At 58.1% G+C, this 15,362-nt stretch carries 12 protein-coding genes; 5 read left to right on the top strand and 7 right to left on the bottom strand.

Annotated elements, in window-relative coordinates; all coding sequences use genetic code 11:
- Nucleotides 1-2 precede the first annotated feature (2 nt).
- On the top strand, nt 3-1,550 hold the full coding sequence (gene ilvA, locus ACLHDD_RS14730) for a threonine ammonia-lyase, biosynthetic (RefSeq protein WP_427104686.1): 1,548 nt from the start codon (nt 3-5) through the stop codon (nt 1,548-1,550).
- On the opposite strand, the gene ilvY is transcribed toward ilvA, so the two are convergent.
- Entirely contained in the window at nt 1,551-2,432 is an 882-nt protein-coding gene (ilvY, locus tag ACLHDD_RS14725; RefSeq protein WP_427104685.1) for an HTH-type transcriptional activator IlvY, read from the bottom strand.
- A 162-nt stretch (nt 2,433-2,594) separates the two neighbouring features.
- Here ilvY and ilvC point away from each other — a divergent pair, with 162 nt between their 5' ends.
- Nucleotides 2,595-4,070: a ketol-acid reductoisomerase gene (ilvC, locus tag ACLHDD_RS14720; protein WP_427104684.1), complete on the top strand. Its 1,476-nt coding sequence runs from the start codon at nt 2,595-2,597 to the stop codon at nt 4,068-4,070.
- A 585-nt stretch (nt 4,071-4,655) separates the two neighbouring features.
- On the opposite strand, the gene ACLHDD_RS14715 is transcribed toward ilvC, so the two are convergent.
- The 3 genes from ACLHDD_RS14715 to ACLHDD_RS14705 all read right to left on the bottom strand — a co-directional run bounded on the left by ACLHDD_RS14715 (nt 4,656) and on the right by ACLHDD_RS14705 (nt 8,218).
- Nucleotides 4,656-5,987, bottom strand: a complete 1,332-nt coding sequence (locus ACLHDD_RS14715; protein ID WP_427104683.1) for an MFS transporter — start codon at nt 5,985-5,987, stop codon at nt 4,656-4,658.
- A 272-nt stretch (nt 5,988-6,259) separates the two neighbouring features.
- On the bottom strand, nt 6,260-7,273 hold the full coding sequence (yhjD, locus tag ACLHDD_RS14710; RefSeq protein WP_427104682.1) for an inner membrane protein YhjD: 1,014 nt from the start codon (nt 7,271-7,273) through the stop codon (nt 6,260-6,262).
- 45 nt (nt 7,274-7,318) lie between these two features.
- Nucleotides 7,319-8,218: a LysR family transcriptional regulator gene (locus ACLHDD_RS14705; RefSeq protein ID WP_427104681.1), complete on the bottom strand. Its 900-nt coding sequence runs from the start codon at nt 8,216-8,218 to the stop codon at nt 7,319-7,321.
- Between the two features lie 115 nt (nt 8,219-8,333).
- Here ACLHDD_RS14705 and ACLHDD_RS14700 point away from each other — a divergent pair, with 115 nt between their 5' ends.
- Entirely contained in the window at nt 8,334-9,092 is a 759-nt protein-coding gene (locus tag ACLHDD_RS14700) for an SDR family NAD(P)-dependent oxidoreductase (protein WP_427104680.1), read from the top strand.
- A gap of 45 nt (nt 9,093-9,137) precedes the next feature.
- Here the strand turns inward: ACLHDD_RS14700 and ACLHDD_RS14695 are convergent, their stop codons facing one another.
- Nucleotides 9,138-9,986, bottom strand: coding sequence for a PhzF family phenazine biosynthesis protein (locus tag ACLHDD_RS14695; RefSeq protein ID WP_427104679.1), 849 nt, complete (start codon nt 9,984-9,986; stop codon nt 9,138-9,140).
- A gap of 106 nt (nt 9,987-10,092) precedes the next feature.
- On the opposite strand from ACLHDD_RS14695, the gene ACLHDD_RS14690 reads away from it, so the two are divergent.
- Entirely contained in the window at nt 10,093-10,716 is a 624-nt protein-coding gene (locus tag ACLHDD_RS14690) for a glutathione S-transferase family protein (protein WP_427104678.1), read from the top strand.
- On the opposite strand, the gene ACLHDD_RS14685 is transcribed toward ACLHDD_RS14690, so the two are convergent.
- Nucleotides 10,683-12,170 carry a PLP-dependent aminotransferase family protein gene (locus ACLHDD_RS14685; RefSeq protein ID WP_427104677.1) on the bottom strand — a complete coding sequence of 496 codons (1,488 nt, stop codon included), beginning with the start codon at nt 12,168-12,170 and terminating at the stop codon, nt 10,683-10,685. The genes ACLHDD_RS14690 and ACLHDD_RS14685 overlap by 34 nt on opposite strands.
- A gap of 135 nt (nt 12,171-12,305) precedes the next feature.
- Here ACLHDD_RS14685 and ACLHDD_RS14680 point away from each other — a divergent pair, with 135 nt between their 5' ends.
- Entirely contained in the window at nt 12,306-12,893 is a 588-nt protein-coding gene (locus tag ACLHDD_RS14680; protein WP_427104676.1) for a LysE family translocator, read from the top strand.
- Here the strand turns inward: ACLHDD_RS14680 and ACLHDD_RS14675 are convergent.
- Nucleotides 12,890-15,274, bottom strand: a complete 2,385-nt coding sequence (locus ACLHDD_RS14675; protein WP_427104675.1) for a phosphoketolase family protein — start codon at nt 15,272-15,274, stop codon at nt 12,890-12,892. The two genes, ACLHDD_RS14680 and ACLHDD_RS14675, sit on opposite strands and share 4 nt — an antisense overlap.
- Between the last annotated feature and the right edge of the window lie 88 nt (nt 15,275-15,362).

Genomic DNA, 15,362 nt, shown 5'->3' with positions numbered 1-15,362 from the left:
CCGTGGCCGAGTCTCAACCGCTACCCGACGCGCCTTGCGGCGCGGAGTATTTGCGCGCAGTGCTGCGTTCACCGGTGTATGAAGTGGCGCAGGTGACACCGCTGCAGGTTATGGAAAAAATTTCGTCGCGTCTCGGCAACACCATCCTGGTGAAGCGGGAAGATCGCCAGCCGGTGCACAGCTTCAAGCTGCGCGGGGCGTACGCGATGATCGCCGGCCTCAACGAAGAGCAGAAAGCGCGCGGCGTGGTTACGGCGTCAGCCGGAAATCACGCGCAGGGCGTGGCGCTCTCGGCGACGAAGCTAGGCATCAAGTCACTGATTGTGATGCCGCTGGCCACAGCAGACATCAAGGTTGATGCGGTGCGCGCATTTGGCGGTGAGGCTTTCCTGTTCGGGGCCAACTTTGACGAGGCGAAAGCCAAAGCGATTGAACTCTCTGAACAGCGCGGATACACCTTCGTCCCGCCGTTTGACCATCCGGCCGTTATTGCCGGACAGGGCACGCTGGGCATGGAGCTGCTGCAGCAGGATGCGCACCTTGACCGGGTTTTTGTGCCGGTGGGCGGCGGCGGCCTGGCAGCAGGCGTTGCGGTGCTGATCAAGCAGCTGATGCCGCAGATCAAAGTGATCGCGGTGGAGTCGGAAGACTCCGCCTGCCTGAAGGCGGCGCTGGAGGCCGGTCATCCCGTCGATCTGCCGCGTGTCGGGCTGTTTGCTGAAGGCGTTGCGGTTAAGCGGATTGGCAGCGAAACCTTCCGGCTCTGTCAGGCCTATATCGACGAGATCATCACCGTCGACAGCGATGCGATCTGTGCGGCCATGAAAGATCTGTTCGAGGATGTTCGCGCCGTGGCGGAGCCGTCGGGTGCGCTGGCGCTGGCGGGCATGAAAAAGTACATCCAGCAGCATGAGATTAAAGGTGAGCGGCTGGCGCATGTGCTGTCCGGGGCCAACGTCAATTTCCACGGCCTGCGTTACGTCTCTGAACGCTGTGAGCTGGGCGAACAGCGCGAAGCGCTGCTGGCCGTAACGATCCCGGAGCAGCAGGGCAGTTTCCTGCGCTTCTGCCAGACGCTGGGTGGGCGCTCCATCACCGAGTTCAACTATCGCTATGCCGATGCGGACAAAGCCTGCATTTTTGTGGGTGTGAGACTGACCCGTGGCATGGAAGAGCGTAGTGAAATCATCGGCGAGCTGACCCGGGGGGGTTATCAGGTGGTGGATCTCTCCGATGATGAGATGGCGAAACTGCACGTGCGCTACATGGTCGGTGGTCGTCCTTCTAAGCCGCTGCATGAACGGCTCTTCAGTTTTGAATTCCCGGAGGCACCGGGCGCGCTGCTGAAGTTTCTGCAGACGCTCGGCACGCACTGGAATATTTCGCTGTTCCATTACCGCAGCCACGGCACCGATTATGGCCGCGTGCTGGCCGCGTTTGAACTCGGCAGCGATGAGCCACGGTTCGAAGAGCATCTCACCGATCTGGGTTACGACTTTCATGACGAAAGCCAGAACCCGGCGTTCCGCTTCTTCCTGTCAGGCAGCTGATTACAGCTGGCTCCAGAACGCACTGATAAGCGGCTCACCGAGCCGCTTTTTTTGTACGCAGATGCCAAGCTCAAACGGTGCAACGGACTCTACATTCTCCAGCATCAGCACGCGGTTCCGCACCGGTTCCGGGCTGTTTTCCAGCACCACATCCGGCAGTAACGCAATACCGCAGCCCAGCGCCACCATCGAGACAATCGCCTCATGCCCCGACACGGTGGCGTAAATGAACGGATTAGGAATGCGATGACGGCGAAACCAGAGATCGATACGCCGCCGGGCCGGACCCTGCACCGGCAGAATGAAGGGAATTTTTGACCAGTCGGGCTGTGGCTGTGTGGCCTGGGTACGCACGGCGCAGGGCAGAGCAGGCGCAATCAGCACCAGTGGAATCAGCCCCAGCGGCATAAAATCGATGCTGGCGGGCAGGGTTTCAGGGCGACCGGCAATCGCTAAATCAGCCTCGCCGGAGTGCACTTTTTCCACTGCATCTGCGGCATCGCCGGTATCCAGTTTGATCTCAACCTGCGGATGTTCTGCGCGAAAGCGGTCGAGAATAGGCGGCAGATGGCTGTAGGCCGCCGTTACCGAGCAGAACAGGCGCAGCTCACCGCTCAGCGAGGGACCATTCAGATCCATCACATGGCGCAGTTGCTGATACTGCAGCAGCGTCTGCTGGGCAAACTGCCGCAGGCGCTCGCCCGCCTCCGTCAGCGTCACGGTGCGGTTATCGCGCAGGAACAGCGCGTGGCCGACATCCTCTTCCAGTCGCTGAATCTGGCGCGACAGCGTGGAAGGGCTGACATGCATCGCCCGTGCGCTGCGCCCGAAGTGGCAGCTTTCTGCCAGATGAAGAAACAGTTTCAGATCCCGTAAATCCATGCGCGCATCGCCTCTGTTTAGTGTTGCATTTATTGCAATATGACGTTGTTAATATATCAATTTAAGCAACAAAATTCCTGTCGTATGATGGGGTCATTCGCGGCGTTGCATGACACGCCGTTCCTGAACAAAAAAAGCAAACACAACCTTACCGGAGTTCCCATGGCTAACTATTTCAACACATTGAATCTGCGCAACCAGTTAGCGCAATTAGGCAAATGCCGCTTCATGGCACGTGATGAATTTGCGGACGGTGCCAGTTTCCTGAAAGGCAAAAAAGTCGTTATCGTTGGCTGTGGCGCACAGGGCCTGAACCAGGGTCTGAACATGCGCGATTCTGGTCTGGATGTTGCCTATGCACTGCGTGCTGAAGCGATTGCGGAAAAACGCCCTTCCTGGCGCAAAGCGACCGATAACGGTTTCAAAGTGGGCACCTACGAAGATCTGATCCCGCAGGCGGACCTGGTGGTTAACCTGACGCCGGACAAGCAGCACTCTGCTGTGGTACAGGCTGTTCAGCCACTAATGAAAGAGGGTGCTGCACTGGGCTACTCACACGGCTTCAACATCGTTGAAGTGGGCGAGAGCATCCGCAAAGATATCACCGTTGTCATGGTGGCACCGAAGTGCCCGGGCACGGAAGTGCGTGAAGAGTATAAGCGTGGCTTCGGTGTGCCGACCCTGATCGCGGTTCACCCGGAAAACGATCCAAAAGGCGAAGGCATGGCAATTGCCAAAGCCTGGGCCGCGGCAACCGGTGGCGACCGCGCGGGCGTACTGGAATCGTCGTTTGTCGCTGAAGTAAAATCTGACCTGATGGGTGAGCAGACCATCCTGTGCGGTATGTTACAGGCCGGTTCACTGCTCTGCTTCGACAAGCTGGTGGCTGAAGGCACCGATCCGGCTTATGCAGAGAAACTGATCCAGTTCGGCTGGGAAACCATCACCGAGTCACTGAAGTTTGGTGGCATCACCCTGATGATGGATCGCCTCTCTAACCCGGCGAAACTGCGCGCCTATGCGCTGTCAGAGCAGCTGAAAACCATCATGGCGCCGCTGTTCCAGAAGCACATGGATGACATTATCTCCGGCGAATTCTCCTCCGGCATGATGGCGGACTGGGCCAACGACGATAAAAAACTGCTGACCTGGCGTGAAGAGACTGGCCAGACCGCGTTCGAAACGGCCTCTCAGTACGAAGGCAAAATCGAAGAGCAGGAGTACTACGACAAAGGCGTGGTGATGGTTGCAATGGTAAAAGCGGGCGTTGAGCTGGCGTTTGAAACCATGGTTGACGCGGGCATCATCGAAGAGTCGGCTTACTATGAATCACTGCATGAGCTGCCGCTGATCGCGAATACCATCGCCCGTAAGCGTCTGTATGAGATGAACGTGGTGATCTCTGACACCGCAGAATATGGTAACTACCTGTTCTCCTTCGCGGCAGTGCCGTTGCTGAAAGAGTTCATGACCACCCTGCAGCCGGGCGATCTGGGCAAAGCGGTTGAAGGCACGCAGGTCGATAACGCGCAGCTGCGTGACGTCAACGAAGCCGTTCGTCAGCACCCGATTGAGACCGTGGGTCGTAAGCTGCGTGGCTACATGACCGACATGAAGCGTATCGCTGTTGCGGGTTAATCACCGGCAACACCGTTTTCAGCAAAACAGACCCCGGCTTGCCGGGGTTTTTTATTTGTGAACACTTGCCTGCACTGCCTGCTTCGCTGTGAGACCGGGCCTGCACAAGCAACACGGTCAGATCGGAAAGACGCAAATCCGCCATCTCTGGCATACCTGGTCCGTGCGATTACGCACCTCATCCCTGAGGTACGCCCGTTAACGGGCCAACGCTTTGCGTTGTTCAAAAACGCGCCCGGCGTTTTTGTCCATGGCGCGGGACGCTTTCCTCATCTGACCGTGTTGCCAGTGCCCTCAGACTTCTTAATTGCTGTAAGAATTACCTCGCCTCAGGTTGGTTACTTTAAGCACGATCAGGATCTTGTGACAGACAGCTGATCCAATGGGGGCATACGCCTGTAGCAAAGCATAGCGGGCCAGGGATGGCGGGTTTTGCGTCTTTGCGAAGGGCGTATGCTCCCTGAGCCTGGCGCCTGAACATAAGGCGATGCTTTTTTTAGCCTTTCTGAGCGGTTGTACTCCTTAAGCCTGCACCATAAAAAAACCCGGCATCTGCCGGGTTTGACTAACCTTCACCAGGGAAGATTACACGTCATACAATGTCTGATGACGCGTCTCTTTACAGGCGAGCAGCGCAATCAGCGTCAGCACCGCCATCGACGCCAGATAGAACCCTACAGCCTGCAGGCCATAATGCGCATTCAGCCAGGTCGCGATATAAGGCGCCACAGAGGCACCCAGGATCGAGGAGAGGTTGTAAGAGAACGAGGCGCCGGTATAACGAACTTCTGTCGGGAAGAGCTCCGGCAGCAGCGCGCCCATTGGGCCAAACGTCAGGCCCATAATGCTCAGGCCAAGCAGCAGAAACACCATCACCAGCGCCTGAGATCCGGAACCCAGCATCGCCGGGAACAGGAACGAGAACGCAATAATCATCAGCGTAATGGTGATCATGGTTTTGCGACGACCAAAACGGTCCGCCAGCAGACCGGCAATCGGCACCATGACCCCGAAACCAATCACCGCCAGCATCAGCATCCACAGCATACTGTTGCGCGGAATACCAAGACCGGCAGGCGCAGGCGTGGTCCCGTAACTCATCGAATAGACGGTCATGATGTAAAACAGCGTGTAAGTCGCCAGCATAATAAAAGTGCCGAGAATAGTGGCGGTCAGATGCTGGCTCAGCAGCGCGGCAATCGGCACCCGGACCTGCTTCTTCTCTTTCTGCACTTTGGCGAACACCGGACTCTCATGCAGCGACACGCGCACATAGAGGCCAATCAGCACCAGCACGGCGGAGAGAATAAAGGGTACGCGCCAGCCCCACTGCATAAACTGCTCGTCAGTCAGCAGCCAGGAGAGCAGCAGAAACGTCCCGTTTGCAAAGAAAAAGCCAATCGGCGCACCGAGCTGAGGGAAGGAGCCATAAAGCGCACGTTTCTTCGCTGGCGCATTCTCCGTCGCCAGCAGGGCCGCACCACCCCATTCACCGCCCAGCCCCAGCCCCTGACCGAAACGCGCCAGCGCCAGCAGCAGCGGTGCCAGCACGCCGATGGTTTCATAGCCCGGCAGCAGGCCTATCACCACGGTAGAGATCCCCATGGTCAGCAGCGAGGCAACCAGCGTGGCTTTGCGCCCTATGCGGTCACCAAAGTGTCCGAACACCGCAGAGCCAATCGGACGCGCCACAAAGGCGATAGCGAATGTGGCCAGTGACTGAAGCGTGGCGACCGTTGCATCCCCCTGTGGGAAGAAAATGTGCGGGAAAACAATGACCGCAGCCGTGGCGTAGATATAAAAGTCGAAGAATTCGATGGCCGTACCGACCAGCGACGCAATCACCACTTTACTGCGTGAGTTAACGGGTGTGGGGTCCTGCTGTTTGTCGAGTGTGTCTGTGAGGGAGGCTTGCATAACTGTTTCTTATTTGTAAATACAGACAAAGAATCTTACGCATCTGCCAGGGTGCATTCAATGATGAAAACCCGCGCCACGTCTGGCTTCAGCGGGTAAAAAGAGGATAATTTCTGTAGTGCGATGAATGCCGGGTGATACCGGGGTAAACCGGGGAATATCTGGCGGGATACTCTGAGAAAGGGCGAAATAAAAGTGACCCCTTAGCTATTCATCCTGTTATCTGATTAAAAAGTAGCTAAGGGGGGGCATTTTCCGCTGTTGTTAACCCGTTACGATGCTTTCTGTCTTGCGCCGCCCTGAGGCATTTGTGGATCGTCTTTATATTTAGCCGTGGCGATCCATGCGGCACAGAACAGCGTCAGACGGGCGAAAAAGTAGAAAAACGCCATCAGTCCCAGTACCGAACCAAAGGCCGCGCCTGACGGCGAGGTCGCCAGCTTTGGCAGCGTCAGCGTCATCACAAACTTAATCACCTCAAAGCCGATGGCGGCCAGCAGGGTGCCGCGAAACAGCGCCTTCCTGCGCGGCTTATGACGCGGCAGTATCCAGAAAATCCACAGGAACAGGAGATAGTTAGCCATCACAGAAATCGAGGTGGCGATAATGGTCAGAGCAGGCCGCAGCCAGTCGATGCCATCCAGCCCCAGAGCACTCACGATGGTCGCCTGCGCAGATCCGGCCACCGAGGTCAGCGACAGCGTAATCACCAGTGCCAGCATCAGGCCAGCCAGTGACAGAAAATCGCGGATATAGCGCTTCCAGATCTTCTCTTTGTCATCCGGTTGCCGCTCCCACACGTCGCGTGACTGCGCACGAATCGCTTCGCGCAGATTACCCATCCAGTTAAGGCCGGAATAGAGCGCCAGCAGTAAACCGGTAATCCCTACCGTAGCGCGCTGCTGAATGGCGGTGTTTACCGTATTCTTCAGCGTGGTAGCCAGTGTCGGATCGCTGATGCTGCTGACAATTTTGTTGATGATATCGGTCAGCAGACTCTGATTAGATGCCAGCACAAAACCCACTGCTGCAAACGACACCATCAGAATCGGGATCAGCGATAAAAACGAGAAATAGGTAATGGCTGCGCCAAACTGGCTGCCGAGCCGATCGTTAAAACGATCGAGCGCACGAATAAAATGCGCGACCGCCGGAATAGCCTGAAACCAGGTGGCGAAGCGCGACACGCGAACAATCGACTTATCTACGGTGTGATTACCGGTTTTAATATCGATAAGCGGTTTTTCTGGCTGCTTATCCTGTGGATTTTCCTGCTTGTCTGTCATAGACCTTCGCTGTCCTGTTTATCATTAAAATCAAAGTATAGCCGCTCAGGTGACGTACTCCTGTAGTACCTGACTCAGCCACTCCATAAATACCCTTACGCGACGTGCCACATTGCGCCGATGCGGATAGAGCAGATGGATCGGCATGGGGCGGGCGGGGAAGCGATGCAGCACTTCCACCAGCTCACCACGTTCAAGTAGTGACTGAATACCGGCCGCGGGCACCTGGATAATCCCCAGACCGGCCAGGCAGGCGGCGCGATAGGTCTCCGTACTGTTCACGGTCACGACGCCACCGGTGTGAACATAGTGGCACTGGCGACCATCAAAATATTCAAAACCGGGTGAGGCCTGGCCAAGCTGCTGGCTGTAGTGCACCATCGCATGCTGCGACAGTTCTTCCAGTCGGGTCGGCATGCCGAAACGCGAAAGGTAGCCAGGGCTCGCGCAGTTGATCAAGGTATGAGTACCAATTTTTCGCGCAATCAGCCCCGAGTCTTTAAGTTCACCGACCCGAATCACGCAGTCAAAGCCTTCCCGGATGACATCCACCTGGCGGTCGCTGCTGCTCAGTTCAAGCTCAATGCCGGGGTAGTGCTGCAAAAATTCCGGCAACCGCGGCAGGATAAAACTGGTCGCCATCGCCACCGACATATCCACCCGGAGCTTACCGCTGAGCGAGGCGGGTTCGTGCTGGAACAGGCTGTCCATATCATCAATCATCGACAACAGATCGAGACAGCGATCGTAATAGACCAGCCCATCCTGCGTGAGTTGCACCCGGCGTGTGGTGCGATGCAGCAAACGTGTTGCCATCTGATTCTCCAGCGCCTGAATCTGTCGCGATACGCTGCCTTTGGGTATGCCTAAACTTTCTGCTGCACGGGTAAAACTGCCCATTTCGGCCACCCGCACAAACACCTGCATTGCGTGAATTTTATCCATATTGTTCACCGATTGTTGTTTTTATTGAAACAGTGATGCGCGCTTAGCCCTGTTTATAGATCAGGAACCGGCGAATATCCTTAAAGCGTGTTCAATTTTTCAACAGGTGTGAGAGATGAATCATAAAATAGCGTTAATTACGGGTGCTAACCGTGGTTTAGGCCGCAATGGTGCATTAAAACTGGCTGCCAGAGGCACAGATGTCATTCTGACTTACCGCAGCCATGCCGATGAAGCGCAGGCCGTGGTGAAAGAAATTGAGGCGCTGGGCAGGCGTGCCGTCGCACTGGCTCTGGATGTAGGCGAAACCGGGCAGTTTGATCGCTTTGTCGGAGAGGTAAAGGCACTCCTTCAGCAACAGTGGCAGCGCGACACGTTTGACTATTTAGTGAACAACGCCGGACAGGGTCATTACAAGCCTTTTACCGACACCACTGAGGCGGAATTTGATGCGCTGATGAATGTGCACTTTAAGGGCCCTTATTTCCTGACGCAGAAACTCCTGCCGCTAATCGGTGACGGAGGCCGCATCCTGAATATCTCCAGCGGACTGACCCGGCTGATCTATCCTGGCTCTGCAACCTATGCGTCAATGAAAGGGGCGATGGAAGTGCTGACGCGCTATCAGGCCAAAGAACTGGGTGAACGGCGCATCCGGGTCAATGTCCTGGCGCCGGGGGCGATAGAGACCGACTTCGGCGGTGGCCGGGTGCGCGATACCCGTGAGATAAATGACCAGATCGCCGGGCTGACGGCGCTGGGTCGCGTCGGCCTGCCCGATGATATCGGTGATGCCATCAGCGCAATCCTCAGTGACGAAACCGGCTGGATCACCGCACAGCGTATCGAAGCGTCAGGCGGGCAGGGGATTTAACGGCAGGCGGCGTCGCGCAGACCCCTCTGCGGATGCCACCCTCTCCTACAGGGTGATCGTGCCGTCGATAACGGTCAGGGTATGACCCCCTATCCAGATCGTTTCACCGGCAAAGGTCACGCTTACCCGGCCGGCACGCTGCAGCATCGTGCCCTGACGAACGCGGTAAGGCGTCGTCTGGCCGGTCATCGCCAGATAACGAGCCAGACAGGCGTTGGCGCTGCCGGTCACCGGATCTTCGGTCAGGCTGCCATGCTCGACCAGCAGCCCCCGTACTTCATACTGCTCAGGCTCGCCAGCGGGCAACCGACCAAAGGGCATCACACCCGAGACGCCCGCCTGGAGGATCAGCTGCTGAAGATCGCTGACGCCGGGCTGCAGTGCCAGCACGGCTTCGGCGCTGATCATGGGCACCAGCAGCCAGCGAATGCCCATATCCACCACGGTCGGACTTTGCGTCAGATCGAACGCATCACTGTTTAGCGCTTTGCCCAGCAGCGCATCCTGCCAGGGCATCAGCGTCGCCGCCGGAGCTGCAAACGCCAGTTCGCCCGCCGCGTTACGCTTTACCGCGACGTTACCGACACCGCACTCCTGCACGATGATGTCCGGGTTGCAGGTCGGCCAGCCCGCCTCCAGCAGGGCGTGCGCGGTGCCCAGCGTCGGATGTCCGGCAAACGGCAGTTCGCCTTCCACGGTGAAAATACGCACCCGGTAATCGGCTTCTTCGTGCTGCGGCGGCAGGACAAAGGTGGTTTCTGACAGATTCGTCCAGCGGGCAATCGCGGCCATCTGGTCGTCGCTTAGCCCCTGCGCGTCCATAATCACTGCCAGCGGATTGCCGCTGAGGGCAGATGAGGTAAATACGTCGACTTGCTTAAACGCGACCTGCATGGTGACTCCTTGCTCTGGGTTGAGTGTGGCCTTTTCTCTGCCGGAAGATTGCTAATCACCGCCAACAGCGTTATCAATAAGTTAAAGGTTTTGTCGGAGACTGTGAATGCTAACGATCCTGGGACGCGCCTCCTCAATCAACGTGCGCAAACTGTTGTGGCTGTGTGACGAGCTGGATCTGGACTACGAGCGCGAAGAGTGGGGCGATGGTTTCCGCTCCACGCACCTGCCGGAATTTATGGCGCTGAACCCCAATGCGATGGTGCCGGTACTGAAGGATGATGAGTTCGTGATGTGGGAATCCAATGCCATCCTGCGCTATCTGGCCAATGCCTATGGCGGTGAATGGCTCTATTCTCTGCACCCCCAGACGCGCGCGCCTGTCGATCAGTGGATGGACTGGCAATCGACTGAACTCAACACCTCCTGGCGCTATGCCTTTATGTCGCTGGTGCGAAACTCGCCGGCGCATCAGGACCCGCGTCTGCTGGCTGCTGCCTGCAAAGGCTGGGCGCATACCATGAACATTCTTAACCAGCAGCTGGAAAAAACCGGGCGCTACGTGGCCGGACGCAATTTCACCCTGGCGGACATTCCGATTGGCCTGGCGGTCAACCGCTGGTTTGAGACCCCGCTCGATCATCCTGATTATCCGGCGGTGCGCACCTATTATGAACGCCTGACTGAACGGCGCGGCTACACGGTCTGGGGACGCAACGGCACGCCCTGATCCTCACCGGCTGGCAGCCCCGCCAGTTCACAGGCGATCTCGCCCGCGCGTTTAATCGCCTGGGTGTAACGCGTGTCAAACGGATAGCAGCAGGAGAGGCGCAGCGCATGGTTATAGCGCTCACTCAGGGAGTAAAGTGCGCCAGGCGTGACGCAGATTTTCTCCTGCAACAGGCGGTCAAACATTCCCGTGGTATTCACGCCGCCCGGCAGCTCAACCCAGAAAACGAAGCCGCCGCGCGGCAGCGTCGCACGGGTGCCTGCGGGGAAGTATCGGGCGATCAGCCCGCGGGCCTCATCCAGATTGGCGGCGTAGCGTCGGCGCAGGGTGCGCAGATGGTGGTCATAACCGCCGGACGCCAGAAACTCTGCCAGGGTCTCCGAGAGCAGGGCAGATTCGGCCATCGACGACACGGCTTTCAGGCGGGCGATCGCATCATGAAAGCGGCCTGCGGCGGTCCAGCCAATACGAAAATCGGGCGCGACGGTTTTGGTAAAACTGGTGCAGTAAATAATCCAGCCATCGCGATCAAAAGCTTTGACGGGCGGCGACAGCGGCCAGTCGAACTGCAGTTCGTCATACAATCCATCTTCTATCAGCGGAACATGGTAAGTGTTCACTAACTCCGCCAGCCGCTTCTTATTTTCCAGCGACATGCTGCAGCCCAGCGGATTCTGAACGCCAGGCATCGCTATCAGCGCCTGAATGCGCTGCTCCTGAAGCAGCATCTCCAGTGCATCCAGCGACAGCCCCCGCTGGGGATCGGTAGGGATTTCCAGCGCCCTGAGGCCCAGTGAGGCCAGCAGGGGAAACAGGAAGAAGTAGGTGGGTGACTCCAGTCCGACGCAATCACCCGGCTGGGTCACCGCCCGCAGTGCCAGCTGAAGTGCCTCCATGCAGCCGTGGGTCAGGGTAATCTCATCGGCTGTGAGGGTCTGTCCGGCGTGAAGTGCCCGTCGCGCAATCTCCTCCCGTAAGCGCTCACTACCAGGCGGAAGCGCATAACGTCCGATAATGCCGGGATGACGACGCAGCAATGAGGCGGTAATCCTGGCGATACGGGCGGCCGGAAACAGTTCGCTGTCCTGCGGGCAGGCCAGTGAGATATTGATATAGTCAGGATGGTTCTGGGCCGCAAAGACTTTATCGATGAGGTCGAGCTTGCTGCTGCCGGGATCGCGCACCCGGGTTTTATGCTCACCATGCCGGATTACAGCGGGTAAAACCCCGCGCACGTAATAGCCCGACTGCGGTCGCGCCTCAATCAGTCCGCGATCTTCCAGCATCTGCCAGGCATTCAGCACTGTATTGACGCTGACCTGATGAGACTGCGCCACGCGCCGGATTGCGGGCAGACGTTTGCCGGGTTTCAGCGTGCCCTGATGAATGGCCTCGGCGAAGCTCTCGGCCAGTTGCTGATAAAGGGGCTGCCCGGATGGGGAAACAAGGGACACAGTCGCCTCCTGACAGAATGGGTACAATTATAGATAAAAGGAACTGTAACCATAACAATAGTGATTTTGTGTCACTGTTACCATCTCTTTTGCCGCCGTAGCATAGCGTTCTGTCTGTTTTTCAGGAGCGCCATGATGCTTGATCCCTCTTTCTTCAGTTACGTCACCGTGATGTCTATTACGCCAGGCCCGAACAATCTGCTGCTGGCAACTTCCGGCGTTAATTTTGGCATGCGGCGCACCCTGCCGATGATGTTCGGCATTTTAATCGGCTGTGCGATACAGACGCTGATTGCCGGAATGGCTCTGGAGGTACTGCTGCACGGGATGGCAGCGGTTCGCCTGCCGCTGACGCTGGCAGGCTGCGCCTATCTGCTGTGGCTCTCCTGGAAAATTTTCCGCGCCGCTGCGCCCGAAGCGCGAAACCGGCCGCAGCCGATGACGCTGGTGGGCGGCGCCTGCTTCCAGGCGATTAACCCCAAGGCCTGGCTGATGGCAACCAACGTTGCATTGCTCTACAGCGCCAGCAGCGGGGTTCTGACGGTGATGACCGGCTTTATGCTGCTGAACCTGCCCTGCATCCTGATCTGGGCTGCGCTGGGCGATCGCCTGCGCAGCCATCTGCAGATTGCCTGGAAACGTCAGCTCTTTAACAGCCTGATGGCGCTGTCGCTGGTGGCGACCACCGTCTGGATGCTGACCGACGCGCTGCTGGTTGCTTAGTCGGGCGCACCCGGTGCGGTGGCCGACGGCCATTTCCAGTTCCGCACCTCGGGCAGATCTTCACCATGCTCACGCACATAACGATGATGTTCGGCCAGCCGCTGCTGTAAGTCCTCCAGCAGTTCCGGATGGGCATCGGCCAGCCCCGGCACGCGCAGAATTGCCTCCTGCGCCAGATGATAACGGTCAAGCTCGTTCAGCACGGTCATATCAAAGGGCGTGGTGGTGGTTCCCTCTTCGTTAAAGCCGCGCACATGGAAGTTGCGGTGATTGGCACGCGAATAGGTCAGACGATGTATCAGCGCCGGATAGCCGTGGAAAGCAAAAATCACTGGCTTATCCTGTGTAAACAGCGCGTCGAATGCCTCATCCGATTTGCCGTGCGGATGCTGGTCCTGCGGCTGCAGCGCCAGCAGATCGACCACGTTCACCACGCGGATGCGCAGTTCTGGCAGCATTCCGCGCAGCAGGTCGACTGCCGCCAGCGTCTCCATTGTCGGCACATCACCGGCACAGGCCATCACGACGTCCGGCGCTGCATTATCGGGCGTCGTGCCCGCCCAGCGCCATTCGCCCATACCCGCTTCGCAATGGGTTACCGCGCTGGTGATATCCAGCCACTGTGGCGAAGGCTGCTTGCCCGCCACGATCACGTTGATGCGGTTCCAGGTGCGCAGGCAGTGATCGCCCACCCACAGCAGCGTATTGGCATCGGGCGGCAGATAGATGCGCACGATGTCCGCTTTCTTGTTGGCGACGTGATCCATAAAGCCCGGATCCTGATGGCTGTAGCCGTTATGGTCCTGCCGCCAGACGTGGGAGGAGAGCAGATAGTTGAGCGATGAGATGGGCTTACGCCAGCCCAGCTTGCGCGACACCTTCAGCCATTTGGCATGCTGATTAAACATTGAATCGACGATGTGGATAAAGGCTTCGTAGCAGTTGAACAGCCCGTGGCGGCCGGTCAGCAGATAGCCCTCCAGCCAGCCCTGACACTGATGCTCACTGAGGATTTCCATGACCCGGCCATCGCGCGCCAGCTGCTCATCGTAGGGCTCGGTGCGTTCCAGCCAGGTGCGGCTGGTGACCTCGAAGACCGGCGTCAGACGGTTAGAGGCGGTTTCATCAGGCCCGAACAGGCGGAAATTATCGCGATTACGCAGGAACAGCGCGCTGAGATAACGCCCCAGATGTTCCGTGGCCTGCGCCACCTGCGTACCCGGTTCGCTGACCTCGCAGGCGAAGGCCGCAATCTCCGGCGTGTCCAGTTCGCGGCGCAGCAGGCCGCCGTTAGCATAAGGCGACGCGCCCATCCGCTTATCGCCCTCGGGTGCCAGCGCCTGCAGCTCCGGCTTCAGCCGGCCCTGCTCATCAAACAGATCGTCGGGCTGGTAGCTGCGCATCCAGTTCTCCAGGATCTGGCGATGTCCTTCATCTTCGCGGCAGGCCGCGACCGGCACCTGATGGGCCCGCCAGAAATCCTCCACCTTTTTGCCGTCGACCGTTTCGGGGCCGGTCCAGCCTTTGGGACTGCGCAGGATGATCATCGGCCAGCGCGGCACGTCGGCGCTGGCGTTGCCGCTGCGCGCCTCGCGCTGATAAGCGGCGATTTTCGCCAGCGCCCGCTCCAGAGTTTCCGTCATCAGCGGGTGCATGTTTTCCGGTTCATGTCCGCAGACAAACAGCGGCTCATAGCCGTAGCCGCTGAACAGCTGGTGCAGATCCTCGTCGCTGCTGCGCCCCAGCAGCGTCGGGTTGGCAATCTTGTAGCCGTTAAGGTGCAGAATCGGCAGCACCGCGCCGTCACGTTCAGGGTTGAGGAATTTAATACCGTGCCAGCTGGAGGCCAGCGGCCCGGTTTCCGCCTCGCCGTCACCAATTACGCACGGCACGATCAGGTCGGGGTGGTCGAAAACCGCCCCGAAAGCATGGGAGAGCGAATAGCCCAGCTCACCGCCTTCGTTGATCGAGCCCGGCGTTTCCGGTGCCGCATGGCTGGGAATGCCGCCGGGAAAAGAGAACTGTTTAAACAGGCGCTGCATGCCTGCCGCATCCTGTGAAATCTGCGGATAGATCTCGCTGTAGCTGCCCTCCAGCCAGGTGTTTGCCACCATGCCGGGGCCGCCGTGTCCGGGTCCGCAGAGGTAGATCATATTCAGGTCGTGCCTGCGGATCGCACGATTGAGGTGGGCATAAATAAAATTCAGCCCTGGCGTAGTGCCCCAGTGGCCCAGCAGACGCGGTTTGATGTGCTCTGGCTTCAGCGGCTCGCGTAACAGCGGGTTGTCCATCAGATAGATCTGTCCGACAGAGAGGTAGTTCGCCGCCCGCCAGTAGCGGTCAAGCAGCGTGAATTCCGATGAGCCGGGTGAGTAAGCCATGCCGTTTCCTCCTGAGCGATCAGCGAAAAGATGCCTTAACCCTAATAGAGAATAGTCAGGACGACCAGGCAATCGGCCAATAAAAAAG

The organism is Pantoea sp. NSTU24, from assembly GCF_050157905.1.
Taxonomy (GTDB): Bacteria; Pseudomonadota; Gammaproteobacteria; order Enterobacterales; family Enterobacteriaceae; genus Pantoea.
Note: the sequence above shows the minus strand (reverse complement) of the source record. Positions and strands in the feature narration are given on the sequence as shown.